This window comes from Streptomyces sp. NPDC054047, assembly GCF_055585065.1.
Genome location: NZ_JBVJKV010000003.1, coordinates 90,191 through 115,414, shown reverse-complemented (window position 1 = coordinate 115,414; position 25,224 = coordinate 90,191). Strand labels below are relative to the sequence as shown.

The following is a 25,224-nucleotide window of genomic DNA, read 5'->3' as shown; positions in this document are numbered from 1 at the left end:
TCGTCATGCCCGCAGAGAGCCCTCAGTCCGAGTTCGACTACGTGGTGGTCGGCGGCGGCACGGCAGGCGCCGTCGTCGCCGCGCGGCTGACCGAGGACCCGGCCGTCAGCGTCTGCGTGCTGGAGGCCGGCCCTTCGGACGTCGGCGACGACAACATCCTCCAACTGACCAAGTGGATGGCCCTGTTGGAGTCGGGATACGACTGGGACTACCCGGTGGAGCCGCAGGAGAACGGCAACAGCTTCATGCGGCACGCCCGCGCCAAGGTGCTCGGCGGCTGCTCCTCGCACAACTCCTGCATCGCCTTCTGGGCACCGGCCGAGGACCTCGACGAGTGGGGCTCCCTGGGCTGTACGGGATGGAGCGCGGCGGACTGCTTCCCGCTCTACCAGCGCCTGGAGACCAACGACGCGCCCGGCGACCACCACGGCCGCTCGGGCCCGGTCAACATCATGAGCGTGCCGCCCAACGACCCATGCGGATCGGCCCTGTTGGAGGCGTGTGCGGCGGCGGGCATCCCCACCACGCCGTTCAACACCGGCAAGACGGTCACGCGCGGCGCACACTGGTTCCAGATCAACTCCCGCCCGGACGGCACCCGTTCGTCGGCCTCGGTGTCGTATCTGCACCCGATCCTGGGCAAGCGGCCCAACCTCGAGGTGCGCACCGGCCTACAGGCCAAGCAGCTGCTGTTCGACCAGGCCCGGCGCTGCACGGGCGTGGAGTACCTGGAGCCCGACACCGTGCACAGCGGCAGGGTCGCGGCGCGCCGCGAGGTGATCGTGGCCTGCGGGGCCATCGACTCACCGAAGCTGCTGATGCTCTCGGGCATCGGGCCGGCCGACCACCTGCGCGAATGCGGCGTGGACGTGCGGGTGGACTCCCCCGGAGTGGGCGCCCACCTCCAGGACCACCCCGAGGGCGTGATCATGTGGGAGGCGAAGCAGCCGATGGTGACCGCCTCCACGCAGTGGTGGGAGATCGGCATCTTCGCGGACACCGAACCGGGCCTCGACCGCCCGGACCTGATGTTCCACTACGGCTCGGTGCCCTTCGACATGAACACCTACCGGCGGGGCTATCCCACCACCGACAACGCCTTCTGCCTGACCCCGAACGTCACCCGGGCCCGCTCCATGGGCACGGTGCGGCTGCGCACCCGCGACTTCCGCGACAAGCCGAAGGTCGACCCGCGCTACTTCACGCACGAGCACGACATCCGCGTGATGACGTACGGCCTGCGCCTGGCCCGCGAGATCGCCGCCCAGGCCCCGATGGCCGCCTGGGCGGGCGCGGAACTGGCCCCCGGCCCGGACGCCACGACCGACGACGAGCTCTTCGCCTACATCCGCCAGACCCACAACACCGTCTACCACCCGGCGGGCACGGTCCGCATGGGCGCGACGAGCGACACGGACTCCCCCCTCGACCCCGACCTGCGCGTCAAGGGCGTCACGGGCCTGCGCGTCGCCGACGCGTCGGTGATGCCGTTCCTGCCCGCGGTCAACCCGTGCATCACCACGATGATGATCGGCGAGAAGTGCGCCGACATGATCAAGTCGGGCTGATCTCGGGCGGCGCGGGCTCAGGAGCGGTCGAACCAGGAGGGCTGTTCCTCCGCCATGGCCTGCTTGATCCGGAAGAGGCCGAACTCGTGCAGGTCGGGCAGTTGGTCCAGGGCGAACCAGCCCACTTCGAGTGACTCGTCGTCGTTGACGCGGGCCTCGCCGCCGACGGCGCGGCAGCGCAGGGTGATGTCCATGAACTGGCAGGTGTCGCCGTTGGGGTACGTCACCGGTTCCAGGGCCTCGACCAGCACGATGCGCTCGGGCACGCAGTGCACCGCGGTCTCCTCGTACACCTCGCGCACGGCGCAGGCGGCGGGCTGCTCCCCCGGGTCCGGGATGCCGCCGATGACCGACCACTTGCCGTTGTCGGAGCGCCGTCCCAGGAGCACTCTGCCCTCGTCGTCGAAGACGATGGCGGTGACCCCGGGGAGCCACAACAGCTGGTGGCCGGCGTCGGCCCGGATCGTGCGGATGAAGTCAGGAGTAGCCATGCCGTCGACCCTAACGGGCGCGCCTGGCCCGTACGGCGCCCGTCACCGCCCAGCCCAGGCCGCCGACGGCGATGAGCACGATGAGGCCTTCGGGCAGGGTGCCGGACCGGGTGGCCGGGGTCTGCGAGGAGCGCAGCGGCACCTCCTCGACGAGTGAGTCGGCGGTGAACCACTTCGTCTTCCGGGAGACCCGGCCGTCCGGCATGATGATCGCGCTGACGCCGCTGGTCACCGGGACGGTGACGGTGCGGCTGTGCTCGACGGCACGGATGCGCGACATGGCCAGCTGCTGGTAGGTCATCTCGCTGCGGTCGAACGTAGCGTTGTTGCTGGGCACCGAGATCAGCTGCGCGCCGTGGGTGACGGTGTCGCGCACGGCCCAGTCGAAGGCGGCTTCGTAGCAGGTGGCCAGGCCCACCTTCGTGCCCGCCATGGTGAAGACGCCGGGTTTCGTACCGCGGCTGAAGTCCTGGCGCACCATGCCGACGTCGCTGCTGAAGAAGCCCACGACGTCGCGCAGCGGGATGTACTCGCCGAAGGGCTGGATCTGCCGCTTGTCGTAGGTGTCCGTGGGGCCCTTCTTCGGGTCCCACAGGATCTGCTCGTTGAAGAGCCTGCCGTCCTTGGACTCGACGACTCCGCCCACCGAGATGGGGGCGCCGATCGCCTTGACCGCGCGCTCGATCGCCTCGCGGGCGTCGGGGTTGGTGAAGGGGTCGATGTCGGAGGAGTTCTCCGGCCACAGGACGAAGTCCGGCTGCTTCGCCTTGCCCGCCTTCACCCGGTCCGCGAGCCGCTCGGTCTCGCGCACATGGTGGTCGAGCACGGCGCGGCGCTGGGCGTTGAACTCCAGGCCCGCCTGCGGGACGTTGCCCTGGATGGCCGCGACGGTCGCGGTGCCGTCCTCGGCGTCGTCGCTGACCAGCGGACGCGCGGCGAAGGCGCCGGCGACCGGGACGAGCACGCTGAGCAGGGCCGCTGCCGCGGCGCCCCGGCGTACGGAGCCGGTACCGCGTGCGGCAAGGGCCTGGCGGACGGTCTCGTAGAGGCCGAAGCCGCACAGGACCACCGCGAAGCCGAGCACCGGGGTGCCGCCGAGTGCGGCCAGCGGCAGGAAGACGCCGTCCGCCTGCCCGAAGGCGATCTTGCCCCAGGGGAACCCGCTGAACGGCACGCGCGCGCGTGCCGCCTCGCCGGCGATCCAGAGGGCGGCCGCCCAGAGCGGATAGCCGGGCAGCCGGGAGACGGCGGCGATGCCCGCTCCGACCAGGGCGACGAACATCGCCTCGATCGCGGCGAGCGCCAGCCAGGGTACGGGCCCGACCTCCACGCCGGTCCACACCAGCAGCGGCAGCAGGAAGCCGAGGCCGAAGAGGTAGCCGAGCCCGAGGCCCGCCTTCCAGCCGCGGCCGTGCAGGCACCAGGCGAACACCGCGAAGGCCGGCAGAGCCAGCCACCACAAGGTGCGTGGCGGAAAACTGACGTACAGCAGCACTCCGGAGAGTGCCGCCGCGGCGGCCGGGACGAGCGCGCGCAGAAGGCGGGCCGTGCGCGAGACGGGCGCGGGCTGCGGTCCGAGCTGCTCCGACTCGTCTACGGGGGTGGTGGTGGCGGTCACTCGGGGAGTGTACGGCGCGTCACTTGGACACGGACAGGACGGTCGTGCCCGGCCGCTTCGACCGCCGACCGGTCGCCTGGCAGGTGTTTTCGTCCACGTGATTGACGGATCGTTCCTGCGCAACATGTCCACATCTCACCGTCCCAGCGACTACGGTGTGCCCGAGTCCCTGACCTGCGGCGGATCCAGCCACAGCGTTCGGGGCCCGTCACACAGCGGGGGGCGGCGGGGTGGGGACAGCGGGGATGGCCGCGACGGCGGAGCCACCGGGGGCGTACGAACGGCGCAGCGCGTCCGACGCGACGGGCTGCGCGCTGCTCGGCGTGTGCGCGGCCTGGACCTTGATCAGCGCCGGGGTGCACGGCGGTCAGCCCGAGGGCGTGCTCCTCGCGGTGCTCGCCGTGGCCGCCGGGTACGCGGGCGGGCGGATATCGGGCGCGCTCCTTCCGGTCGCCGCGCCCTGTGCCGGTGCGCTGGCAGGGATCGGCCTCGCGGCGGCGGCCCCCCACCTGTCACCGGGCCCCATGAGCACGGCGCCGCTCGGTCACACGGGCGCCGCGGCCGCTCTGCTGATCCTGGCCTCGGGTGCGGCCTGCTGCGCGGCGTGGGCGGCGCGCGGGCCCGCGACGCGGCTGGTGATGCGGCTGCTCGCGGTGGGCATCGTGGTGGCCGCCGTGGTGCTCGGCTCGATGGCCGGTGTCATCGCGTGCACAGGAATCCTGCTCTGTTCGCTGGCGACCGCGCTGATGCGCCGCCGGGTGCTCGGCCTCGCCGGCCTCGCCCTGGCGACGGCCGTGGTGGCCGGTCTGACCTGGGCTGTCGCCGATGACGTACTCCCGGAGGGGCTGAGCGCCTCCCTGGAGGGCCAGCTCGACGGGCACCGGGTGGAGCTGTGGCACGACGCGCTCGCGCTGGCGGGCCAGGAACCGGCGCTCGGGGTGGGTCCGGGCCGGTTCGCCGACTCCAGTCCCACGGTGACCGAGCATCTGCTGACGGACGGCAGGCCCCATTCGGCGCCGTTGCAGCAGGCGGCCGAGCAGGGTCTGGTGGGCGTGGTCCTGCTCGCGGCGGTGTTCTGCTGGCTGCTGTACGCGCTGTACCGCTCGCCGCGCTCGACCCAGGTCGTCCTGTCGGCGGGCGCGGCCCTGACGGCACTGGCCGCCGTGGCCTCGGTCGGCAACGCGCTGAGCGTCACGGCGGTGACGACGGGCGCGGGCTACCTCGCGGGCATCGCCACGGCGCGACCGCTGGGCGACGAACCGGCGCAGGTCAGGCCGCCGGGCTCCCCGCCACACCCAGCCGCTCACGGATGATCCGTACGGCTGCTTCGGCGTCGTCGACGGTGACCGTGAACGTGCGGCCGTCGCCCAGGCTGAGCACCAGGCCCTCGCCGCGTCTGACGACGACGGCGGTGCCGATGTCGGGCCGCGAGCGATAGCCCCAGCCGCCCCACTGCCGGGGACAGACGACCTGTGCGAAGTCGGCGCCCACCACGTGGGAGAGAAGGATGCGGCGGCGCGGCAGCCCCATGTGGCCGCAGCGCACTTCCAGGGAGTCCTTGTCGACCTTCACGGCGACGTGGACGAAGGCGAGGGTGCCGAACAGGATCAGCAGACCCGCGGCGATGCACCCCACCACGGACATGGCCAGGGCCGCGATCCCGGACGTCCACATGTTGTCGACGGCCAGTTCGATGCCCAGGGCCAGGCAGAGGGCACCGGCGAGCGCCAGCAGCCACTGCACGCGGTTGGTCGCGCTACCGGTCCAGACTTCCGGCGGGGCGTCGGCTGTGTTGCCCCGCTCGCCGTGAGTGTGGTCCCTCATGGCTCCGAGACTACTCACGTTCCGGTGGGAAGGCACCGCATCGCGGAGCGTTACCGCCAGGGGTGGACGGGCGACGCCGTTCTGTACGCGGGCTTCGCGGGCGCCCGGTCGCGGGCCCTGCATGCCTCCGTACGGGGACGTACGGGGGCTCAGTGCGCGGGGCTGACCGCCGCGAGCAGCCGGCCTTCGGCGTACGTGTGCGCGGCGACCGGCAGCTCGGAGGGCCGCCCGCTCAGGATGACCGTCAGGCCGCCCCGGGCACCGGTGTCCGGGCCGGGAAGCTCTCCTGTCCTGCGCAGCGCCTGGGCGGCGACCGCTCCGGCGGAGCCGTGCAGGACCAGGGGCGGCAGGCCGGGCTGCTGGAGGGCCGCGCGGATGCGCTCGCCGACCAGCTCGTAATGGGTGCAGCCCAGGACGACGGCCGTTACATCACGCGGGGTCAGGGCCGCGGCGGCGGCGACCGCCTTGTCGATGGCCGCCTCGTCGGCGTGCTGCACGGCGTCCGCGAGGCCGGGGCAGGGCACCTCGGTGACGGCGACACCGCCGGCGAACTCCTCGATGAGGCCGCGCTGGTAGGGACTTCCGGTGGTGGCGGGGGTGGCCCAGATGGCGATGGGTCCGCCGCCCGCCGCGGCCGGCTTGATCGCCGGTACGGTCCCGATGACGGGCAGATCCGGCTCGAACCGGGCACGCAGTGCGGGCAGCGCGGACACGGACGAGGTGTTGCAGGCGACGATCAGCGCCTGGGGGTGGTGCGCGGCGGCCGCCTCCGCGATGGCCAGCGAGCGCTGCGTGACGTCCTCGGCGGAGCGCGGTCCCCAGGGCAGTCCGTCGGGGTCCGAGGAGAGGACGAGATCGGCGTCCGGCCGCAGACGGCGTACCGCCACCGCGGCGGGAAGCAGGCCGATACCGGAGTCAATGAGCGCGATCTTCACCCGGTCACCATAGTCGATGGGCCTGCGACGCCCGGTGGCCTGGGGCAGACTTCGTCGGATGAGCGCCGTTGTGTGGACCGCCGCCGCATCGCTTGCCGCCTGGCTGTGGCTGCTGTTGGGCCAGGGCTTCTTCTGGCGCACGGACCTGCGGCTGCCTCCGCGCCGCGAACCGGACACCTGGCCCTCGGTGTGCGTCGTCGTCCCCGCCCGTGACGAGGCCGCCGTACTGCCCGAGAGCCTGCCCTCGCTGCTCGCCCAGGACTATCCGGGGCAGGCCGAGATCTTCCTTGTCGACGACGGGAGTTCGGACGGCACCGGCGCGCTGGCCCGCGCGCTGGCCGACCGGCACGGCGGCCTGCCGCTGACCGTCGGGTCACCGGGTGAGCCGCCGCCGGGCTGGACCGGCAAGCTCTGGGCCGTGCGGCACGGCATCGGCCTGGCACGCGCGCGTGCGCCTCGATATCTCCTCCTGACCGACGCGGACATCGCCCATGAGCCGGACAGCCTGCGGGAGTTGGTCGCGGCGGCGGAGACGGCCGGATTCGACCTCGTCTCGCAGATGGCGCGGCTGCGTGTGGCGAGCATGTGGGAGCGGCTGGTCGTCCCGGCGTTCGTGTACTTCTTCGCGCAGCTGTATCCCTTCCGCTGGATCGCCGAGAAGGGCTCGCGCACGGCCGCCGCCGCGGGCGGCTGTGTCCTGGTGAGCACGGTGGCCGCCGAGCGCGCGGGCATCCCCGACTCCATCCGGCACGCGGTGATCGACGACGTGACGCTGGCCAGGGCGGTGAAGCGCTCGGGCGGCCGGATCTGGCTGGGGCTCGCGGAGCGCGTGGACAGCGTGCGCCCCTACCCCGGGCTCGGCGACCTGTGGCGGATGGTCTCGCGCAGCGCCTATGCCCAGCTGCGGCACAACCCGCTGGTCCTGCTCGGTACGGTCCTGGGGCTCGCCCTGATCTATCTGGTGCCGCCGGTCGCGCTCTTCGCCGGCCTGGCCTCCGGCCGCACGGGGCTCACCCTGCTCGGTGGGATCGCGTGGCTCGTGATGACGGGGACGTACATCCCGATGCTGCGCTACTACCGGCAGACGCTCTGGCTCGCTCCCCTGCTGCCGTTCACCGCGTTCCTCTACCTCCTGATGACGGTGGATTCGGCGGTGCAGCACTACCGGGGGCGCGGAGCCGCGTGGAAGGGGCGGACCTACGCCCGCCCCGATCCCACTCCCGACCGGCACTGATCACCGGCGAAGGCGGCTACTTCCTGCCGGGCGTCCAGTTCATGCCCCAGCCGTACGCGTAGTCGATGGTGCGCTGCGGGCTCACGCCGCGCTCGGGCACCAGGTAGCGGGCCTCGCGCTGGACGAAGAGGTCGCCGTTGTTGTTCGTGAGCAGCGCGAGCGCGCACACGGTCGAGGGCACCGTGCACTCGTCGAGCGAGAAGTCGATGGAGGCGCCGTGCTGCGGCTGCAGGGTCACGGTGGCGTTCAGGTCGGCGAAGCTGCGCGCGCCTTCGTAGATCGTCACGAAGATGACGATGCGCTTGAAGTCCTTGATGTGGTTGAGGTTGACCGTGAGGTTCTCGCCGCTGGCCACGGCGCCGGTGCGGTCGTCGCCGTCGAGCAGCAGGTACGGCGGCTGGTCCAGCGCTCCGAAGGCGTTGCCGAGCGCCTGGACGACGCCCTTGCGGCCGTCGGCCAGTTCGTAGAGGGCGCACAGGTCCAGGTCGAGGTCCGCGTGCATCGCCACGGCCCGGCCGAGCTTGCTGGCCCAGCCCTTGAACTGCTTGCGCACCTCCCAGTTGAGGTTCACGCGCATCGCGCCCGATGTGCCGCCCTGCTTCTTCAGCGAGACGGACGGCGCGTCCTTGGTGAGCGTGACCTTGGTCAGGCGCACGGGCTGGGCGGCGGCGGGCGCGGCTGCGGGCACCTGGGCGGGCGGCGGCGGGGCCTGGACGGGGGCCGCGGGGGTCACCGGGGCCGCGGGAGGCCGCACGGCGGCCGGGGCGGGCTGCGGCGCCTGCTGCGGCTCGTCCACCGAGATCCCGTAGTCCGTGGCCAGGCCCTCGAGTCCGCTGCTGTAGCCCTGCCCGACGGCGCGGAACTTCCAGGCGCCCTGGCGGCGGTAGAGCTCGCCGAGGACGAACGCCGTCTCCACGGTCGCGTCCTCGCTGTCGTAGCGGGCGATCTCGGCACCGCTGGCCGCGTCGACGACGCGGATGAACAGACCGGGGATCTGTCCGAAAGTGCCGCCGTCGGTCGATGCGGCGAGCACCACGGTCTCGATGGCGGGCTCCACGCGCGCGAAGTCCACCACGAGCGCGTCGATCACCCGGCCGCCCTCGGTCTTCTTGCCCTCGTGGCGCACTCCGCCCGAGGAGTGGACCGCCTGGTTGTAGAAGACGAAGTCGTCGTCCGAGCGGACCTTCCCGGAGGCGGCGAGCAGCAGCGCCGACGCGTCGGCGTCCGGTGCCCCGGTTCCTGAAGTCCACCCCAACTCGACGCGCACGGCAGGTGCCGGCACAGGAACATTCGATCCCTTAGGCATTGTCATGTCCGCCCCCATCGCAAGTCACATCGTACGTCGCCACGTCCGGCCAGGCCGCCGTCCCGTTCATGACCAACCTATTACCCGGACCCCGGGCAGGCCCATGTCCACCGCCGACACCCTGCCGCACGGCCTTCCCGTCAACCGTGCGTCAACCGCCGGTAACCCGTACGGAGCTTGGCTTTTACACGATCCCTACGCCCGAGTGCGACCGATTTTTCCTAAGTTCGCTCGCATTGGGGATGCGGAGTCACTACCGACACGTAAAACAACCCTCTTATCGGTCTCCCCAACCAGCACATCAAGGGCTTAACTTATGTGTCATGACCTCCCCCCGCTCCACCTATGGCGGCGGTTACTATTCCGCGCCGTCCTTCCCGGACACTCCGATCTACGACTCCCTTGTCGCCGAGCGGGGTACTCCTCAGATCGCCCCGATCCGGGTCCCCTCCGCGTACGACACGGGCAGTCACCTGCCCGCGCTCCCGGTAGCAGCCCTGCCCGCTCTGCCGGCGGCCCCGTCCCACCACAACCCCGCGTACGGCTACACGCAGCAGCCCGCGCCGCTGCAACAGGCGCCCGCGCCGTACATCCCGCAGCAGCCTTCGGCACCGCGCGGATACCCGGGCCCGCAGCAACAGCAACAGCGTCCCCCGGCCGGAACGGGCTACGAGGCCATGCGCCCCGCGGCACCCCGCCCCGCCCCGGCGACGTACGAGGACCCGTACAACCGCCCCTACCGCGGCTACTGATTCGCCCGCATGCGCCCCTGTCAGTGGCTGCTGGCAGGATGACCGCATGCCGAATCCAGCGCTGCACTCGATCCACTACTACCCGCTCAAGGCGGTCGGGGGACACGCTCCGCGTGAGGCCGTCGTCGAGCCCTGGGGACTCGCGGGTGACCGGCGGTGGATGCTGGTGGACAGCGATGGACGGATCATCACGCAACGGCCGCATCCGAGGCTGGCGTTGGCCGCCGCCGAGCTCCTGCCCGGCGGCGGCATACGCACGTCCGCGCCCGGCCGGGAGCCGCTGACGGTCGCCGTGCCGCCCTCCGGCGAGACCGTCACGGTGGAGATCTGGAAGGACAAGGTCGAGGCGGTGCCCGCCGACGCGGCGGCGCACGCCTGGTTCAGCGCCTACCTGGAGACCGACGTCCGGCTCGTCCACCTCGACGACCCCGCGACCCGGCGCCCCATCGACCCCGCGTACGCCGAGGACGGCGAGACCGTCTCCTTCGCCGACGGCTATCCGCTGCTGCTGACCACGCTCTCCTCCCTGGACGCCCTGAACTCGCTCATCGCGCAGGGCGACCACTCCGACGAGGGGCCGCTGCCCATGAACCGTTTCCGGCCGAATGTGGTCGTGGACGGCACCGCGCCCTGGGCCGAGGACGACTGGTCGCGCGTCGCGATCGGCGACGTCACCTTCCGGGTCGCCAAGAAGTGCGGCCGCTGCGTCGTGACCACCACCGACCAGCGCAGCGCGGAGCGCGGCAAGGAGCCGCTGCGCACGCTCGCCAGGCACCGCCGCTTCGGCGACCAGCTGGTCTTCGGCCAGAATCTGGTGCCGGAGTCGACCGGTTCGGTGCGGATCGGCGACCCGTTCACCGTCCTCGATTGAAGGTCTTCGGGGTGGGGAACTCGAAGGCGGGGCACGGTCGTTGAGCGTGGACGAGAAGGGTGATTTCCCTCTCTCTTCTTCCCGTCGACGCGTGGGCCGTGCCGTTCGTGGTTAAGACGGACGCGGAAGGGGGTGCAGGACTGTGCGAGCACTCGTCGGGCTCTGGCGCTGGCGGCACAATCCGCTGCGCCGCAAGACCGACCTCGTCGAGGCCTGGGTGGCCTGCGCGGCCGTGCTGCTCATCGCCGTCGCCGCCCCGCTGGCCGGTTTCGCTGTCGGCAATCTCTCGCGGGACGCCTTGTTGCAGTCGGTGCGGGAGCAGCGCGAGGTGCGGCACGAAGTGACCGGCACGGTGGTCAAGAAGGTCTCCAGGCCCCCCGTCGACCCCGATCCCGAGACGGCGTCCGCTCGCGACCGGCACAGCCGCGTGCTCGCCGAATGGACGGCGCCCGACGGCACGGCGCACTCCGGCACGGTCCTCGCCGACCTCCGCTCCCCCGACCCGGGCGACCGCTTCCGGCTCTGGACCGATGTGCGGGGCCAGGTGGTCGGCCGCCCGCTGGACGGCGCGACCGCGAGCACGCATGCGGCGCTCGCCGGATTCGGCGCCGCGGCGGCGGTCGCCGGACTGGTCGAGGGGGCCAGGCGGCTCGTCGTCTGGCGCATCGTCCAGCGGCGCTACGACCGCTGGGACCAGGCCTGGGAGAAGGCCGGACCGGACTGGGGACGCACCGGCACCGGCTCCTGAGGGAGCAATGCCGGCGTCCGAGGCCGGTGAGAGACCGGCGATGACCAGGTGAGAGCCTGGCGATCGGGTCAACTCGCCCTCGCCGCGCGCGCTACGGTGGACCGGCCGAACTCTTCGGCACCTTGCGCGAGGGTCGTGAGGTCCCGCGTACGACAAGGTGGGGGCAGAGCAACTCCATGGCACAGGGCACGGTCCAGGTGACGCACACCGGCACCTCGCGATGGCGGCGCCGCACGGGTGAGTACGCATCGCTCGCTGCCGCCTTGGAGGCCGCGAGCGACGGCGACGTCCTCACCATCGCCCCCGGCACCTACCGCGAGAACCTCGTCGTCCAGCGGGCGGTGACGCTGCGCGGCCCCGAGGGCTCACCTGGCTCCGTGCGCATCGCGCCCTCGGACGGGGTGCCGCTCACCGTCCGGTCCTCCGCCGTGGTGCAGGACCTCCATGTCGAGGGGCAGGACTCGGCGGCGCCCGCGCTGCTCGTCGAGGACGGCGCGCCCGAACTCATCGACGTACGCGTGGTGACGCGGTCCGCGAGCGGCATCGAGGTGCGCGGCGGCGCGCGCCCGACGGTGCGGCGCTGCACGGTCGACAACCCCGGCGGCATCGGCATCGCCGTGCTCGACGGCGGGGGCGGTGTCTTCGAGGAGTGCGAGGTCGTGTCGGCCGGGCAGTCGGGCGTCGCCGTGCGCGGCGGCGCGCATCCGCGTCTGGAGCGCTGCCGGGTGCATCACGCGTCCGGCGCGGGGCTCTCGGTGACCGGTGAGCACTCGGGGCTCGAGGCGATCGGCTGCGAGGTGTACGAGGTCAAGGGCTCGGGCGTGCAGATCACCGGGCGTGCGGTGGCGCATCTGACGGACTGCGACGTGCACCGCACGACCTCGGACGGCGTCACGCTCGACACGGACGCGGTGCTCACGCTCGCCGACTGCCGCATCCACGACATCCCGGAGAACGCGATCGACCTGCGGTCCCGCTCGGTGCTCACCCTGACGCGGTCCACCGTGCGGCAGTTCGGGCGCAACGGCCTTTCGGTGTGGGACCCGGGCACGCGCGTGGACGCCAATCAGTGCGAGATCCACGACAGCACGGGCGACTACCCCGCGGTGTGGGTCAGCGACGGGGCGACGGTCGTCCTGGAGTCCTGCCGGGTGCACGACGTGCCGGACGCGCTGTTCGTCCTGGACCGCGGCTCGCGCGCCGACGTCGTCGACAGCGATCTCTCCCAGGTGCGCAACACGGCGGTGTCCGTGAGCGACGGCGCGACGGCCCAGCTGGACGACTGCCGCATCCGCGAGGCGGCCACCGGCGCGTGGTTCCGCGACCACGGCAGCGGCGGCACCCTGGCCAACTGCACGGTCGACGGCGTGCAGACGGGCGTCATCGTCACCAAGGGCGCCGACCCCACCATCGAGCGCTGCACGGTCACTTCGCCCGCGGAGGCGGGCTTCTACGTCTCGGCGGGCGGCCGGGGCAGCCTGCACGGCTGCCGGGTGACCGACAGCGGCGGCTACGGCTTCCACGTCATCGACGGATGCCGTACGACGCTGAAGAAGTGCCGTACGGAGCGGTGCGCGCGCGGCGGCTTCGAGTTCGCCGAGGACGGGCCGCTCGTCGAGGACTGCACCAGCGACGAGAGCGGCGGCGTGCGGACCGCGGCGTCCGCGGCGCCGGAGTCCGCCCCGCAGACGGCCACGCAGTCCGTGGGGCTGCTCGGCACGGTCCCCGGGCAGCGCCCCACGGACCCGGCGGCCGAGAAGAGCACGGCCCCCGCGGCGCCGTCCCGCTCGTCGAAGGACGTGCTCGGCGAGCTCGACAAGCTGGTCGGCCTGGACAGCGTCAAGCGCGAGGTGCGCGCCCTCACCGACATGATCGAGGTCGGTCGGCGCAGGCAGCTGGCGGGGCTCAAGGCCGCATCCGCGCGCCGCCATCTGGTGTTCACCGGCTCCCCCGGCACCGGAAAGACGACCGTGGCGCGGCTCTACGGCGAGATCCTGGCCTCGCTCGGCGTCCTGCAGAGCGGGCACCTGGTCGAGGTGTCGCGCGTCGACCTGGTGGGCGAGCACATCGGGTCGACGGCGATCCGCACCCAGGAGGCGTTCGACCGGGCGCGCGGCGGTGTGCTGTTCATCGACGAGGCGTACGCCCTCTCGCCCGAGGACTCCGGGCGCGACTTCGGCCGGGAGGCCATCGACACGCTGGTGAAGCTGATGGAGGACCACCGCGAGGCGGTGGTGGTGATCGTCGCGGGCTACACGGCGGAGATGAAGCGTTTCCTTTCCGTCAACCCCGGGGTGGCCTCGCGCTTCTCACGCACCATCACCTTCGGCGACTACGCCCCCGACGAGTTGCTGCACATCGTCGAGCAGCAGGCCGAGGAGCACGAGTACCGCCTGGACACCGGGACGGGCGAGGCCCTCCTGAAGTACTTCACGGCACTTCCGAAGGGCCCCGCGTTCGGCAACGGCCGCACCGCGCGCCAGACGTTCGAGGCGATGGTGGAGCGGCACGCGGGGCGCGTGGCCCAGTTCGCCGAGCCGAGCACGGACGATCTCACCCTGCTGTATCCGGAGGATCTGCCGGAGCTGCCGTGACCGTTGCAACGGGCTCCGGCGGCTCGGCGGCCTGCGGGCGCGGGGCGGGCACGGCGGGCTTGAGCCGGGCGAGCAGCCGGGCGCGCTCCTCGGCGAAGGCCGGGTCGGCCTGGTAGTCCCCGTGGCCCAGGATCGGCGCGGGCAGCGGGTGTTCCTGCGTGCGTCCGTAGACCAGGGGGTCCCTGAGGGCGTCGCGGTCCACCTGCGGTCCGTCGCCGTCGGGCAGGACGCGCACGGGACCGCCGATCGGGTCGGTGGTGCGGTGCAGGTTGCGCCAGCAGTCGACCTCGCGGTGCAGCGAGCTGAGGGCGGCCGGGCCGAAGTGGGCGGGGAACCAGCGGCCGTAGAGGCGCTCCAGGGGTGAGCCGTAGGTGAGCAGGGCGACCCGCTTACGGACGGAGGGCCACAGTTGCCAGGCGGCCGCGGCGGCCAGGACGCTGCCCTGCGAGTGGCCGGAGATGACGAGCCTGCCGCCCGTGGCGCGCGTCGCGCGGGTCCAGGTGTGCATGCGCCAGGTGAGGTCGGGGACGGCGCGCTCGGCGTAGCAGGGCGGCGCGAAGGGGTGGGCGGCGCGGGGCCAGAACGTGCCGACGTCCCACAGGATGCCGATGGTGCGCCGTGCGGACGCGTCGCGGTAGGCGCGCCGGCCCCAGGTCACGAACAGTATGAAGCCGAAGCCGATCAGCCAGGAGCCGAGCGCCTGGGAGGTCTCGGCGGCTCCTTCGAAGAAGAGGGGCAGTCCTTGCGCGGCCTTGCTGGGCACCTCCTCGCTGGCCCAGGCGCCGGCGAGCGCCCCCGCTCCGAGCAGCAGCGTCACCGCCGAGGTGATGCCCACCAGGAGCGGGGCGCGGTCGGTGAGGGCGGCACGCGCGCGCGTGCCCGCGATGCGGCGGCTGCGGGCCGCGTCCTCCGGCTCGCCCGGGTACTCGCCGGGGATGGTCGCCCGGTCGCGGCGTGCCCGCCGCCAGGTGCGCACGCCCAGCCAGCCGCAGAGCGCCGCGACGACCACGAGGAGGGGCGGGATCACGGAAGCCTGCCAGGTCAGCAGCACCGGCGGGCCGTCGATGGTGCCGCCGGAGCCGGGCTCCCCCGCGCCGTCGAGCCAGTCGGCCACGCGCTGGGCGCCGCCGCCGGACATCACGCCGCCCAGCGCGCAGGCCAGCATGGCGACGGCGGGTCCCGCGAAGCCCCGCAGGGCGGTGCGGGGGTCGGGAGCCGTGCGGTAGAGCGCGCGGGCGACCACCGCGAGGGCGATGACCAGGAGACCCTGGACCAGGACGATGCCGCCGAAGGTCAGGTTGCCCGGCAGCCTGCCTTCGGAGGTCCAGCCGGGGCGTGACCACCCGGCGTACAGGAGGGTCAGGACGAGCAGGGTGAGCGCGGCCAGGGGCAGTCGGCGGATCAGTGTCTCGTCGAGGTGGAAGTCGAGCTTGTTCTCGCTGCGGCCCCTGCGCCAGACCACCAGGACGATGAAGGCCCCGCCCAGGACGAGCGTCACCTCCAGGAGCCAGCCGAGGGCGTCGAGCAGTGCGGGTCCGCCGGGGCGCCGGTCGTGGCGCGCGGCCGACGTGCCGACCGCGGCGGCCACCGTGAGGAAGCCCGCGGCCGTGTGCGCGGCGCGCAGCCGGGCCACCAGGCGGCGCCCGTACCAGAAGCCGGGCCTGCCGAGGGCGGTGCGCCCGGCCTCCTCCTCCGGGTCGGACTGGTGGGGCAGCGGTGTCTGGGACTCGTACGCGCTCCAGGTGCGCTGGGACAGGTACCAGAGCAGCCCGGTGAGCGCGGCGGGCACCAGGGCGGCGAGCGCGAGGCGGCGTCCCGGCTGGCTCCACCAGCCGCCGTGCCCGGAGGCGTCGGGTGCCAGGAAGCCGAGCCAGGAGCGTTCGGCGGCGCACTCGGGGGTGCCCGCGCACTGCCAGGCCGTCAGGTCGATGGCGACCTCGCAGGCGGCGGCGACGAGCAGGACGGTGAGGGTGAGTCCGGTCAGCCGCACCAGCAGGCCGTACGTACGGACCGTCTTCTTCCTGCGGCGCGAGGTGGGGCGCATCCAGTGCGCGAGGTTGACCACCATGAAAGGCAGCAGCAGGAGCCACAGCGCCCGCGAGCCGTTTCCCGAGGTCAGGTTGCACCAGACGTACGCCTCGGGGACCGGCTTGCCGCGGTAGTCGTCCGGGCGCTTCTCGGCGTCGGCGTCCTCGGTGCGGCGGAAGACCGCCGCCGTCTCGTCGCCGGAGACGCGAACGGTCCGCGGATCGCCCAGCATCTCCTCGGGTGTCGTGCCCCCCACTCCGTGGACGAGGAGTTCGAGAGCCGTCTCTTCTCTGTGATCAGCTGCCACCGTGCCGCTTCCCCCGAATGTGCGCTTGGTCAGGCAGACAGGATCTCCGCTCAGGGCCCCGTCCACACCTCCCGTCACGTAATCTCCCCGTTCCGAGGGTGTGCACGGTCTCGGGCGGTGGGCCGTCTGCCGGTGGCGCATGCGAGGATGAGGCAGCGCATTTGACGGGTGTGACGGGTGTGACGAGGCAGAAGGGCCGGGACGGTCGTGAGTGAGAATCAGAACCTCCTCGCGGAGCAGCGCCGTGCCTTGATCCTCGACGAGGTGCGCCGCCGGGGCGGGGTCCGGGTCAACGAACTGACCCGCAAGCTGGGTGTGTCGGACATGACCGTCCGCCGCGATCTCGATGCCCTCGCCCGCCAGGGTGTCCTGGAGAAGGTGCACGGCGGCGCCGTGCCGGTGGTCGAGGCGAGCACGCACGAGCCGGGCTTCGAGGCCAAGTCGGGCCTGGAGCTGAACGCCAAGGAGGACATCGCGCGCACCGCGGCCTCCCTGGTGGCGCCGGGCACGGCCATCGCGCTCTCCGGCGGCACGACGACGTACGCACTGGCCCACCATCTCCTGGACGTGCCGGACCTGACGGTGGTGACGAACTCGGTGCGGGTGGCGGATGTGTTCCACTCCGCGCAGCGCACCTCCGGCCAGCGTCAGGGCGCGGCCACCGTGGTCCTCACGGGCGGCGTGCGCACCCCCTCGGACTCGCTGGTGGGTCCGGTGGCCGACCAGGCGATCGGCGCGCTCCACTTCGACGTGCTCTTCCTGGGAGTGCACGGCATATCGGCGGAGGCCGGCCTGTCCACGCCCAATCTCGCGGAGGCGGAGACCAACCGGCGTCTGGTGCAGTCGGCGCGGCGGGTCATCGTGGTCGCCGACCACACCAAGTGGGGCACGGTGGGCCTCAGTTCGTTCGCCACCCTGGAGCAGGTCGACACGCTCGTGACGGATGCCGGGCTGCCCGCGGAGGCGCGGGTGGAGATCTCCGAGCATCTGCGGCGCCTGGTGGTCACGGGCGAGTCCGGGGAGCCGGGGGTCGACGGGCAGGGTGAGGGCGGCGAGGGTGCCGAGAGCGGCGGCCGGGCGGAGAACGCCGGGAGCACCGCAGACATCTGACGGTCCGACAGCTATGGTGACGGTGGCCGGTCAACCACCCGATTCCGCTGGGGGCTGAGTTCGATGGCACGCCGACTGAGGCCCGTGGGGCTCGAGTTCGTCGAGTCCGCTCCGTTGCGTCTGGTCTTCGCCCGCGAGGTGAGCGCGTCCCCGGAGGCGGTGTACCGCGCCCTGGCCGACGACACGGCCGGCTGGCCCGAGTGGTTCACCGCGGTCACGCTGTGCCGCCCCACCGACGGCGGCAAGGGCCGCGAGGTGCGGCTCAAGGGCGGCACGCGCTTCCGGGAGACGATCATGGCGGCCGACCCGGCGCAGCGGTACGCCTACCGCGCCGACGAGACGAACGCCCCGGGCCTGCGCGCCCTCCTCGAGGAGTGGCGGCTGACCCCGGCCGGGACCGGCACCCGCGTGCAGTGGACGTTCGCCGCGGACGGCGCCGCCCCCTTCCGCTTCACCCTCAGGCTCGGCAGGGCGGGCATGGGCCGGGCCTTCCGCGACGCCGTCACGTCCCTGGACCGGCGTCCGACCGCGGCCAACGCCTGAGCCCCGCGCCGGGGGCGGGGCCGCCTAGGTCCAGGTGCCGTTGGCGAGCAGCGACTTGATGGCAGTCTCGTACGGCGTGATGTCCAGGCCCTGCTCGGCCAGCCACGCGTCCGAGTAGTACTTGTCCAGATAGCGGTCGCCCGGGTCGCACAGGAGCGTGACGACGCTGCCGGTGCGGCCCGCGGCCACCATCTCGGCGACGATCTTCAAGGAGCTCCAGAGCCCGGTGCCCGTGGAGCCGCCCGCCTTGCGGCCGATCGCCTGCTCCAGGGCCCGCACGGCGGCGACGCTGGCCGCGTCCGGCACCTTCATCATGCGGTCGATCGCGCCGGGCACGAAGCTCGGCTCCATCCGGGGCCTGCCGATGCCCTCGATGCGCGAGCCGCAGTCGCTGGTGGCGTCCGGGTCGTGGTGGGTCCAGCCGTCGAAGAAACAGGAGTTCTCGGGGTCGGCGACACAGAGCCGGGTGTCGTGCTGCATGTAGTGGACGTAGCGGGCGATGGTCGCCGATGTGCCGCCGGTGCCCGCCGTGGCGACGATCCACGCGGGCTCCGGATAGCGCTCCAACTTCATCTGCTGGTAGATCGATTCGGCGATGTTGTTGTTGCCTCGCCAGTCCGTGGCCCGTTCCGCGTAGGTGAACTGGTCCATGTAGTGGCCGCCGGTCTCGACGGCGAGGGCGGCCGACTCGGCGTACATCGTGCGCGAGTCGTCCACGAAGTGGCACTGGCCGCCGTGGAACTCGATCAGACGGCACTTCTCGGCGCTGGTCGTGCGGGGCATCACCGCGATGAACGGCACCCCGATCAGCTTCGCGAAGTACGCCTCGGAGACGGCCGTCGACCCGCTGGAGGCCTCGATGACCGGCCGTCCTGGCCGGATCCAGCCGTTGCACAGGCCGTAGAGGAAGAGCGAGCGGGCCAGACGGTGCTTGAGGCTGCCGGTCGGATGGGTCGACTCGTCCTTGAGATACAGGTCGATGCCCCACTGCTCCGGCAGCGGGAAGCGCAGCAGGTGCGTGTCGGCCGAACGGTTGGCATCCGCCTGCACCTTGCGTACGGCTTCTTTGAGCCACGCGCGGTACTCCGCGTCGCTGCGGTCCACGTCGAGCGTGGTCATCGGCTCATCGGCTTGATCCTGCTGTGTGGTGCTCACCGCGCGGCTCCTTGGCGTCAACCTGGCCGCGCTCCGAGCGGGCCGGACGCCTCGATCATAGGCACCTTCCGCACGCTTCTCACCTGCATAAACACACCTTTGAGCACCTCAAAGGCACACCTGGCGCAGTCGACTGGCACAGCGGCACGGCACACTGGAGAGGTGACGTCGTCCACTTATGACCACGTCTTCATACGCACTGGTGCTCGACGCCGGGTGCGTGCAGACTGCACCGCACGGGACGGCGGTCTCGTACCGAACGACCCACCGAATCGCTCAAGGGGGCGGAACGTCATGGCGGAGCCGGATTTCACGGCTACAGGCGTGCGTATCGGACGACGGCTGCGCTCCCTCACCCGGGCGGGTCAAATCCGTATCACCGACGGCCGGTTCGAGCTGCTGACCAGTTATGGCCGGGAGATCGACAGCGCACCGGTCCAGACGGTGCGGGCCGGAAAGCCGTGGTTCTCCGCCGACGACCGGGCCCTCGCCGAACTGAACGGCACGCGCTACCGCCTCACGCTCGCCGATCACGATCCGGCGCCCGGCAAGGCAGGACCGCCGACGGTACGCAAGTTCATCGACGCGGTGAGCAGGGCCAAAGGCCGCAGGGCACGCGCCTGAGGAGCCCGTCGCGCTCCCGGCGCCAGGGTGCGAGTTGCACGCCCGCACCCCCTGAGTCACTCTGGTGTCACATCACTCTGGGTTCACCGGCGATGACGCTGCGAACCAGCCCGCCGGCCGCGAACAGCAGCCGGCAGACCCCGCGGCCGCTGCTGGATCCGAACGTCGCCTTCTTCCGGACGCAATTCGGGGAGTCGCAGCCGTGATCAGCCAGCCAAGCAGGTATTGCACGGTGGAGCTTCAGGCTCTGCCGTCGCGGATCGGCCAGGTCCGCAGAATCGTATCCGCGCAGTTGCGCTACTGGCATCTCGATCCGTTGATAGACCAGGCCGCGCTCGGTGTGACCGAGCTCCTGACCAACGTGCACCGGCATGCACAGCCGGACAAGGTGTGCACCGTGGAGATCGAGCTGCTGCTCGACCGTCTCACGGTCTCCGTGCACGACCACGACCCGCGCCTTCCCGAGGTGCACGACGCGGAACCGTTCGAGACCTGCGGACGCGGGCTCGCCATGGTCGCCGCGGTCAGCGAGAGCTGGGGGGTACGCCCCCACGGTGACACGGGCAAGGTCGTCTGGTTCACCCTCCCGGCCCCTACGTCCGCCGTAGCACTGCCGCCCAGGTATCCGGCGTACGGCGCGGCCACGGCCGGCCCCTTCGCCGACCTGGGTGCCGGGCCGCGGTCCCTCACCGACGGGCACGCGCCCGGTCATGCTCCCGCCCGGTCGGCCGTTGTCGGCTGACCGGGCGGTGACACGCCCCGCCGCGCGGGCGTCCTACGTCACTCGGTGGCGATGGCACGCAGCACGTCCAGGCGTGCGGCCCGCCGTGCCGGACGCAGACCCGCGAGGGCTCCCGCCGCCAGGCCCACCAGGACGACCACCGCCCATTGCACCGGCGGCACCGCAAACGCGAAGGCACTGCTCGTCGCGCCGTCCGAGGCCTTGACGAGCACCCAGCCGAGGAAGCCGCCGAGCGCCAGGCCACCGGCCGTGCCGAAGGCGGCGACGAGGACGGACTCCCAGCGGACCATGGCCCGCAGTTGCGCCCTGGTCTGCCCCACGGCACGCAACAGGCCCAGCTCACGGGTCCGTTCGTGGACGGCGAGGGTCAGCGTGTTGGCGATGCCGAGCAGGGCGATCAGGACGGCGAGCGCCAGCAGGGCGTAGACCAGGGTGAGCATCATGTCGATGCCGCCCGCCGCGGACTGTGCGTACTCGCCGCGGGTCTGCACATCCGGATTGCCGTACTCCTGGGCGGTCTCGGAGACCGCTGCCTTCCCCTCGTCCGCGCTCACGCCGTCCTTGAACGTGACGGACACGAGGCTGTCGGCGTCCTGCATGCGGTGCGGCGCCCAGGCCTCGCGGGTGATGACGTAGTCCCCCGCGAGTTCCGACCGGCCGAACAGCGCGCGCACGGTGAAGGTCTCCTTCTTGCCGTCGGCGAAGGCCAGTTCGGTCGTGGAGCCGACCTTCAGGTCCTGCTTCTCGGCCTCCTCGCGGGTGATCGCGATGCCGTTGGTGCCCAGGCCGTCGAGTGATCCGTCGACCTTCCCGAGGTCGAAGGACTTGGCGAAGGGGCCCGGGTCGGTGACGGTCAGGGCGCGCCCCTCCCCGTCGACCTCTGCCGCGCCCTTGCCCAGGCCGACCGCGGTGGCGACCTCGGGCCGCTCGGCGAGCGCGGGGGCCAGCTTGGGACTCAGGCCGCTGCCGCCCGCGCCGAAGCCGGGGGTGCTGATGGCCAGGTCGCCGGCGAAGGAGCGGTTCACCGTCTGGTCCATGGTCGCCTTCAGCGAGGCACCGAAGACCGTGAAGAGCGAGACGACGGCGACCCCGATCATCAGGGCGCTCGCGGTGGCGGCGGTCCGCTTGGGGCTGCGCAGGGCGTTGCGCCGGGCGAGCCCGCCCGTGACGCCGCGCAGCCGGTCCAGGGGTCCGCCGAGAATACGTACCGCCCGCGAGGACGCGACGGGCCCCAGCACCACGAACGCGGCGAGCGCGAGGACCGCCCCGGCCCCCGCCAGCCACACGGACGGGCTGACCAGGACACCGGTCAGCGAGAGAGCGACGGCGGCGAGTACGAGGACCGCGCCTGCGACGGCACGCCCCCGCGAGGCCCCGGAGTGGTCGACCGCGGTCTCGCGCAGCGCGGCCAGGGGTGCGGTGCGCCCGGCGCGGACGGCGGGCAGCAGGGCGGAGCCCAGGCAGACCACGATGCCGACGGCCAGCGGCAGCAGCATCGACAGGGCACTGATCACCAAGTCGCCCTCGGGGAAAGGGAATCCGATGGCCGGGAACAGCGCCTGGAGCCCGGCCGCCACCCCGATGCCGCCCGCGAGGCCCACGGCGGACGCCGCCACGGCGACCACGCTCGCCTCGGCCAGGGTGGCGGCGGTGACCTGCCGGCGCGAGGCGCCCAGGGCGCGCAGCAGGGCGTTCTCACGGGTGCGCTGGGCGACGACGATCGCGAAGGTGTTGTGGATGCTGAAGGTCGCCACGAGCAGGGCGATGCCGGAGAAGACGAGCAGGAAGCTGGTGAAGAGCGAGAGGAACTGACCGGAGATGTTGTCGGTGTTCTCCGCCGCCGACGCTTCTCCGGTGATGGCCTCAACTCCCTTGGGCAGTACGGGACCCAGCGCGTCGACGAGTTCCTGCTCGCTCACGCCGGGCCCGGCCCGCACCTGGATGGTCGCGGCCTCGCCGGGCTTGGACGTCAGGTACTTCTCCGCATCGGCCTGTGTCATGCCGGTGAAGGTGGTCTGCGCCATGCCGTCCTCGCCGCCGAACGTCGCCAGGCCCACGACGGTCACCTGGACGGGGTCGGGGGTGCGCAGCGTGGTCGTGTCGCCGATCTTCAGGTCGCCGGATTCGGCGGCGCCCCGGTTGACGACGACCTCGCCGGACCTGGCGGGGGCGCGGCCTTCGGCCAGCTGGTAGGCGTTGAGCTCCTTGTCGTCGATCCAGTTGCCCGCCAGAGTGGGCGGGCCTTCGCCGCCGATGGGCTCCTTGTCCTTGCCCAGGAGCTGGCCCGCGCCCTGGATGGCGGGCGCGGCGGCGGCGACGCCGTCGGTCTGCTCGATCTTCTCGACGAGCGAGGTCTTGACCGGCTTCCGGGTGCCCTGGCTGTCGTCGGGGGTGGTGATGGTGTCGGCGCCGCGGACGACGGCGTCGGTGCCGCTCGTCGCGTTGCCGAACATCGTGTCGAAGCTGCCGCGCAGGGTGTCGCCCATGACGAGCGTGCCCGCCAGGAAGGCGACACCGAGCATGACCGCGAGGAACGTACCCGCGAAGCGCCGCTTGTGGCCGCGCAGCGAGGAGAGGCTGATGCGCGCGGACGCGCTCAGGGAACTCATGACGGTTCTCCCTTGGTGCCGGGTGTGGCTGATTTGGTGTCGGGCGCGGCCGCGTCGGTACCGGGCGCGGCCTTCGTGTCGAAGGCCTTGAGCCGGTCGAGGACCTTGTCGGCGGTCGGGTCCGCCATCCGGTCCACGAGACGGCCGTCGGCCAGGAAGACGACCTCGTCGGCGTGGGCGGCGGCCACCGGGTCGTGGGTGACCATGACGACGGTGCGGTCCATCTGCCGCACCGCGCGGCCCAGGAGGCGCAGGACCTCCTCGCCGGAGCGGGAGTCGAGGTTGCCGGTCGGCTCGTCGGCGAAGACGACGTCGGGCCGGCCCGCGAACGCCCGTGCCACGGCGACCCGTTGCTGCTGTCCGCCGGAGAGTTCGGCGGGCCGGTGGTGGAGCCGGTCGCGCAGCCCCACCACGTCGATGAGGGCGTCGGTCCACTCCGCCGACTCGGCGTCGCCGCGCTTGCCTGCGAGGTCCATCGGGAGCGTGATGTTCTCGGCGACGGTCAGCGTCGGCACCAGGTTGAAGGCCTGGAAGACGAAGCCGATGCGGTCGCGGCGCAGCAGCGTCAGGCGCCGGTCGTCGAGCGCGCCCAGCTCGGTGTCGCCGATGTGGGCGGACCCCGAGGTGAGGGTGTCGAGGCCCGCGGCGCAGTGCATCAGGGTGGACTTGCCCGAGCCCGACGGGCCCATGATCGCGGTGAAGCGTCCGGCCGGAAAGCCGACGCTCACCCCGTCCAGGGCCCGTACGGCGGTGTCGCCACTGCCGTAGACCTTGACGGCCTCGGTGACACGGGCGGCGTCGATGGTGGCGGTGCCGCTTCGGTGTCCGGTCGCGGTGGTCATGCCGCACCGCCCTTGGAGGTGCGCCCGAACTCCTCGTTCAGGACGGAGAGACGCCGCCAGTACTCGTCCTCGTCGATCTCACCGGCGGCGAAGCGCCGGCCGAGCACGGCGATGGGCGACTTCTCGTCGATGCGTACGGTGCCATCGGCGCCGCCGTCCCGCTGCCACGGTGCGCGGCGGCCCCGCCACACGGTGCGGCGCAGGAGGGTGATGCCGCCGATGACGACGGCCGCCCAGATGAGCGGGAAGAACAGGATCCACGGGCCGGGCCCGCCATCGAAGTGAGCCAGGGTGTTCATGGTGTCCATCTCCTCGGAAGCGATGTCTGCGATGCCTTGTGCGGCGTCGTGTGCGATGTAGCGAGGTGCGATGTAGCGAGGTGCGATGTAGCGAGGTGCGATGTATCGAGACTCGCGCTCCGAGGGGGTCCGAGTCGTCGTACGGCCAGCGGCTGTGCGTGTACCACCGCGGGAGTACGTGGGGGGGGCGGGGCTGCTTCCGGCGGGGGCGGGGAGAGCGGGTGTGTGGGTGTGTGGGTGGCCGCTTTTCGGGGAGGGTGGCCGGCGCTTCGGGCGGCTGGCGCTTCAGGTGGCTGGCGCGTCAGGCGGCTGTACCTACTGGTACGTACGGGATGCGCCAGGGGCAGTCAGGCCTCCGCAGCCGTCACCTGGACCTCTGTACCTACTAGTATGTACAGTGCGTTCATGAGCACCCCGGAGCGTCTGATCGAGTCCACCCGCGAGCTGCTGTGGGAGCGCGGCTACGTCGGCACGAGCCCCAAGGCGATCCAGCAGCACTCGGGCGCCGGGCAGGGCAGCATGTACCACCACTTCGCCGGCGGTAAGCCCGACCTCGCGCTGGCCGCGATCCGGCGCACGGCCAAGGAGATGCGCGCCACGGCCGAGGGCGTCCTGGGCGGCACCGGCTCGGCGTACGAACGCATCGAGGCGTATCTGCTGCGCGAGCGCGACGTGTTGCGCGGCTGCCCGGTCGGGCGGCTGACGATGGACCCGGACGTCATCGCGAGCGACGAACTGCGCGCGCCCGTCACCGAGACGCTCGACTGGCTGCGGAACCGGATCACCGGGATCGTCGAAGAGGGCCAGGAGCGGGGCGAGTTCGCGGCCACGCTCGATGCGCGGGCGATCGCGGCGACGGTCGTCGCGACGGTCCAGGGCGGCTACGTGCTGGCTCGCGCATCGGGGTCACCCGCGGCCTTCGACACCGGCGTACGAGGCTTGCTCGCCCTCCTGTTCACCGCCACCACCCCTTCCTCGTAAAGGACTCCACCGACCGTCCCTCGTAAGGGACTTGAAGAGCACA

Annotated in this window: 22 protein-coding genes; 12 read left to right on the top strand and 10 right to left on the bottom strand. The window is 72.1% G+C overall.

Going from position 1 to position 25,224, the window contains the following annotated elements:
• Positions 1-5 precede the first annotated feature (5 nt).
• Positions 6-1,568, top strand: a complete 1,563-nt coding sequence (locus ACZ6ZP_RS12305; RefSeq protein WP_366463295.1) for a GMC family oxidoreductase — start codon at positions 6-8, stop codon at positions 1,566-1,568.
• A gap of 17 nt (positions 1,569-1,585) precedes the next feature.
• Here the strand turns inward: ACZ6ZP_RS12305 and ACZ6ZP_RS12300 are convergent, their stop codons facing one another.
• Together ACZ6ZP_RS12300 and lnt are read right to left on the bottom strand one after the other, a co-directional pair.
• On the bottom strand, positions 1,586-2,059 hold the full coding sequence (locus tag ACZ6ZP_RS12300; protein ID WP_351157672.1) for an NUDIX hydrolase: 474 nt from the start codon (positions 2,057-2,059) through the stop codon (positions 1,586-1,588).
• Positions 2,060-2,069: 10 nt separating this feature from the next.
• On the bottom strand, positions 2,070-3,677 hold the full coding sequence (gene lnt / locus ACZ6ZP_RS12295; RefSeq protein ID WP_469406651.1) for an apolipoprotein N-acyltransferase: 1,608 nt from the start codon (positions 3,675-3,677) through the stop codon (positions 2,070-2,072).
• A 245-nt stretch (positions 3,678-3,922) separates the two neighbouring features.
• On the opposite strand from lnt, the gene ACZ6ZP_RS12290 reads away from it, so the two are divergent.
• Entirely contained in the window at positions 3,923-4,990 is a 1,068-nt protein-coding gene (locus ACZ6ZP_RS12290; protein ID WP_351157677.1) for an O-antigen ligase family protein, read from the top strand.
• Here the strand turns inward: ACZ6ZP_RS12290 and ACZ6ZP_RS12285 are convergent.
• Positions 4,947-5,501, bottom strand: coding sequence for a hypothetical protein (locus ACZ6ZP_RS12285; protein ID WP_351157679.1), 555 nt, complete (start codon positions 5,499-5,501; stop codon positions 4,947-4,949). The two genes, ACZ6ZP_RS12290 and ACZ6ZP_RS12285, sit on opposite strands and share 44 nt — an antisense overlap.
• Positions 5,502-5,650: 149 nt before the next feature.
• Positions 5,651-6,436: a glutamate racemase gene (locus ACZ6ZP_RS12280; protein ID WP_468613414.1), complete on the bottom strand. Its 786-nt coding sequence runs from the start codon at positions 6,434-6,436 to the stop codon at positions 5,651-5,653.
• A gap of 58 nt (positions 6,437-6,494) precedes the next feature.
• On the opposite strand from ACZ6ZP_RS12280, the gene ACZ6ZP_RS12275 reads away from it, so the two are divergent.
• Entirely contained in the window at positions 6,495-7,670 is a 1,176-nt protein-coding gene (locus tag ACZ6ZP_RS12275; RefSeq protein WP_469406649.1) for a glycosyltransferase, read from the top strand.
• Between the two features lie 16 nt (positions 7,671-7,686).
• Here the strand turns inward: ACZ6ZP_RS12275 and ACZ6ZP_RS12270 are convergent, their stop codons facing one another.
• On the bottom strand, positions 7,687-8,994 hold the full coding sequence (locus ACZ6ZP_RS12270; RefSeq protein ID WP_366463299.1) for a TerD family protein: 1,308 nt from the start codon (positions 8,992-8,994) through the stop codon (positions 7,687-7,689).
• A gap of 305 nt (positions 8,995-9,299) precedes the next feature.
• Between ACZ6ZP_RS12270 and ACZ6ZP_RS12265 the strand changes: the two genes are divergently transcribed.
• The 4 genes from ACZ6ZP_RS12265 (at position 9,300) to ACZ6ZP_RS12250 (ending at position 13,941) form a co-directional block, all read left to right on the top strand.
• Positions 9,300-9,728, top strand: a complete 429-nt coding sequence (locus tag ACZ6ZP_RS12265) for a DUF6643 family protein (protein WP_351157691.1) — start codon at positions 9,300-9,302, stop codon at positions 9,726-9,728.
• A gap of 46 nt (positions 9,729-9,774) precedes the next feature.
• Positions 9,775-10,599 carry an MOSC domain-containing protein gene (locus ACZ6ZP_RS12260; RefSeq protein WP_351157694.1) on the top strand — a complete coding sequence of 275 codons (825 nt, stop codon included), beginning with the start codon at positions 9,775-9,777 and terminating at the stop codon, positions 10,597-10,599.
• A gap of 142 nt (positions 10,600-10,741) precedes the next feature.
• Complete coding sequence (locus ACZ6ZP_RS12255; RefSeq protein ID WP_351157696.1) at positions 10,742-11,347, top strand: Rv1733c family protein; 606 nt, start codon at positions 10,742-10,744, stop codon at positions 11,345-11,347.
• A gap of 176 nt (positions 11,348-11,523) precedes the next feature.
• Positions 11,524-13,941 (top strand): right-handed parallel beta-helix repeat-containing protein, encoded by a 2,418-nt coding sequence (locus ACZ6ZP_RS12250; RefSeq protein ID WP_469406647.1) that lies wholly within the window; start codon positions 11,524-11,526, stop codon positions 13,939-13,941.
• Here ACZ6ZP_RS12250 and ACZ6ZP_RS12245 read toward each other — a convergent pair.
• Complete coding sequence (locus ACZ6ZP_RS12245) at positions 13,901-16,276, bottom strand: hypothetical protein (RefSeq protein ID WP_469406645.1); 2,376 nt, start codon at positions 16,274-16,276, stop codon at positions 13,901-13,903. The genes ACZ6ZP_RS12250 and ACZ6ZP_RS12245 overlap by 41 nt on opposite strands.
• Before the next feature lie 207 nt (positions 16,277-16,483).
• Here ACZ6ZP_RS12245 and ACZ6ZP_RS12240 point away from each other — a divergent pair, with 207 nt between their 5' ends.
• A complete protein-coding gene (locus tag ACZ6ZP_RS12240; RefSeq protein WP_351157700.1) occupies positions 16,484-17,386 on the top strand; it encodes a DeoR/GlpR family DNA-binding transcription regulator in 903 nt (300 codons plus the stop codon).
• Positions 17,387-17,449: 63 nt separating this feature from the next.
• On the top strand, positions 17,450-17,929 hold the full coding sequence (locus ACZ6ZP_RS12235) for an SRPBCC family protein (protein WP_469406643.1): 480 nt from the start codon (positions 17,450-17,452) through the stop codon (positions 17,927-17,929).
• Positions 17,930-17,953: 24 nt separating this feature from the next.
• Here ACZ6ZP_RS12235 and cds1 read toward each other — a convergent pair whose 3' ends face one another.
• Complete coding sequence (gene cds1, locus ACZ6ZP_RS12230; RefSeq protein ID WP_351158034.1) at positions 17,954-19,048, bottom strand: L-cysteine desulfhydrase Cds1; 1,095 nt, start codon at positions 19,046-19,048, stop codon at positions 17,954-17,956.
• Between the two features lie 330 nt (positions 19,049-19,378).
• Between cds1 and ACZ6ZP_RS12225 the strand changes: the two genes are divergently transcribed.
• Positions 19,379-19,708, top strand: coding sequence for a hypothetical protein (locus ACZ6ZP_RS12225; protein ID WP_351157705.1), 330 nt, complete (start codon positions 19,379-19,381; stop codon positions 19,706-19,708).
• A gap of 202 nt (positions 19,709-19,910) precedes the next feature.
• Positions 19,911-20,450: an ATP-binding protein gene (locus ACZ6ZP_RS12220; RefSeq protein ID WP_469406640.1), complete on the top strand. Its 540-nt coding sequence runs from the start codon at positions 19,911-19,913 to the stop codon at positions 20,448-20,450.
• Positions 20,451-20,488: 38 nt separating this feature from the next.
• Here ACZ6ZP_RS12220 and ACZ6ZP_RS12215 read toward each other — a convergent pair whose 3' ends face one another.
• From ACZ6ZP_RS12215 to ACZ6ZP_RS12205, 3 genes are read right to left on the bottom strand one after another with little or no spacing between them, the layout of a single operon-like run.
• Positions 20,489-23,050, bottom strand: a complete 2,562-nt coding sequence (locus tag ACZ6ZP_RS12215; protein ID WP_469407237.1) for an ABC transporter permease — start codon at positions 23,048-23,050, stop codon at positions 20,489-20,491.
• 5 nt (positions 23,051-23,055) lie between these two features.
• Positions 23,056-23,901 carry an ABC transporter ATP-binding protein gene (locus tag ACZ6ZP_RS12210; protein WP_469406639.1) on the bottom strand — a complete coding sequence of 282 codons (846 nt, stop codon included), beginning with the start codon at positions 23,899-23,901 and terminating at the stop codon, positions 23,056-23,058.
• Positions 23,898-24,200: an SHOCT domain-containing protein gene (locus ACZ6ZP_RS12205; protein WP_351157712.1), complete on the bottom strand. Its 303-nt coding sequence runs from the start codon at positions 24,198-24,200 to the stop codon at positions 23,898-23,900. The genes ACZ6ZP_RS12210 and ACZ6ZP_RS12205 overlap by 4 nt, the downstream gene beginning before the upstream one ends.
• A 405-nt stretch (positions 24,201-24,605) precedes the next feature.
• Between ACZ6ZP_RS12205 and ACZ6ZP_RS12200 the strand changes: the two genes are divergently transcribed.
• Positions 24,606-25,181 (top strand): TetR/AcrR family transcriptional regulator, encoded by a 576-nt coding sequence (locus tag ACZ6ZP_RS12200; protein ID WP_361472220.1) that lies wholly within the window; start codon positions 24,606-24,608, stop codon positions 25,179-25,181.
• Positions 25,182-25,224: the final 43 nt, after the last annotated feature.

Coding starts and splice junctions, on each gene's coding strand:
- ACZ6ZP_RS12305 (WP_366463295.1), top strand. CDS start 6: ATGCCCGCAGAGAGCCCTCAGTCCGAGTTCGACTACGTGGTGGTCGGC.
- ACZ6ZP_RS12285 (WP_351157679.1), bottom strand. CDS start 5,501: ATGAGGGACCACACTCACGGCGAGCGGGGCAACACAGCCGACGCCCCG.
- ACZ6ZP_RS12275 (WP_469406649.1), top strand. CDS start 6,495: ATGAGCGCCGTTGTGTGGACCGCCGCCGCATCGCTTGCCGCCTGGCTG.
- cds1 (WP_351158034.1), bottom strand. CDS start 19,048: ATGACCACGCTCGACGTGGACCGCAGCGACGCGGAGTACCGCGCGTGG.
- ACZ6ZP_RS12265 (WP_351157691.1), top strand. CDS start 9,300: ATGACCTCCCCCCGCTCCACCTATGGCGGCGGTTACTATTCCGCGCCG.
- ACZ6ZP_RS12200 (WP_361472220.1), top strand. CDS start 24,606: ATGAGCACCCCGGAGCGTCTGATCGAGTCCACCCGCGAGCTGCTGTGG.
- ACZ6ZP_RS12225 (WP_351157705.1), top strand. CDS start 19,379: ATGGCGGAGCCGGATTTCACGGCTACAGGCGTGCGTATCGGACGACGG.
- ACZ6ZP_RS12290 (WP_351157677.1), top strand. CDS start 3,923: ATGGCCGCGACGGCGGAGCCACCGGGGGCGTACGAACGGCGCAGCGCG.
- ACZ6ZP_RS12300 (WP_351157672.1), bottom strand. CDS start 2,059: ATGGCTACTCCTGACTTCATCCGCACGATCCGGGCCGACGCCGGCCAC.
- ACZ6ZP_RS12260 (WP_351157694.1), top strand. CDS start 9,775: ATGCCGAATCCAGCGCTGCACTCGATCCACTACTACCCGCTCAAGGCG.
- ACZ6ZP_RS12270 (WP_366463299.1), bottom strand. CDS start 8,994: ATGGGGGCGGACATGACAATGCCTAAGGGATCGAATGTTCCTGTGCCG.
- ACZ6ZP_RS12210 (WP_469406639.1), bottom strand. CDS start 23,901: ATGACCACCGCGACCGGACACCGAAGCGGCACCGCCACCATCGACGCC.
- ACZ6ZP_RS12250 (WP_469406647.1), top strand. CDS start 11,524: ATGGCACAGGGCACGGTCCAGGTGACGCACACCGGCACCTCGCGATGG.
- ACZ6ZP_RS12205 (WP_351157712.1), bottom strand. CDS start 24,200: ATGAACACCCTGGCTCACTTCGATGGCGGGCCCGGCCCGTGGATCCTG.
- ACZ6ZP_RS12235 (WP_469406643.1), top strand. CDS start 17,450: ATGGCACGCCGACTGAGGCCCGTGGGGCTCGAGTTCGTCGAGTCCGCT.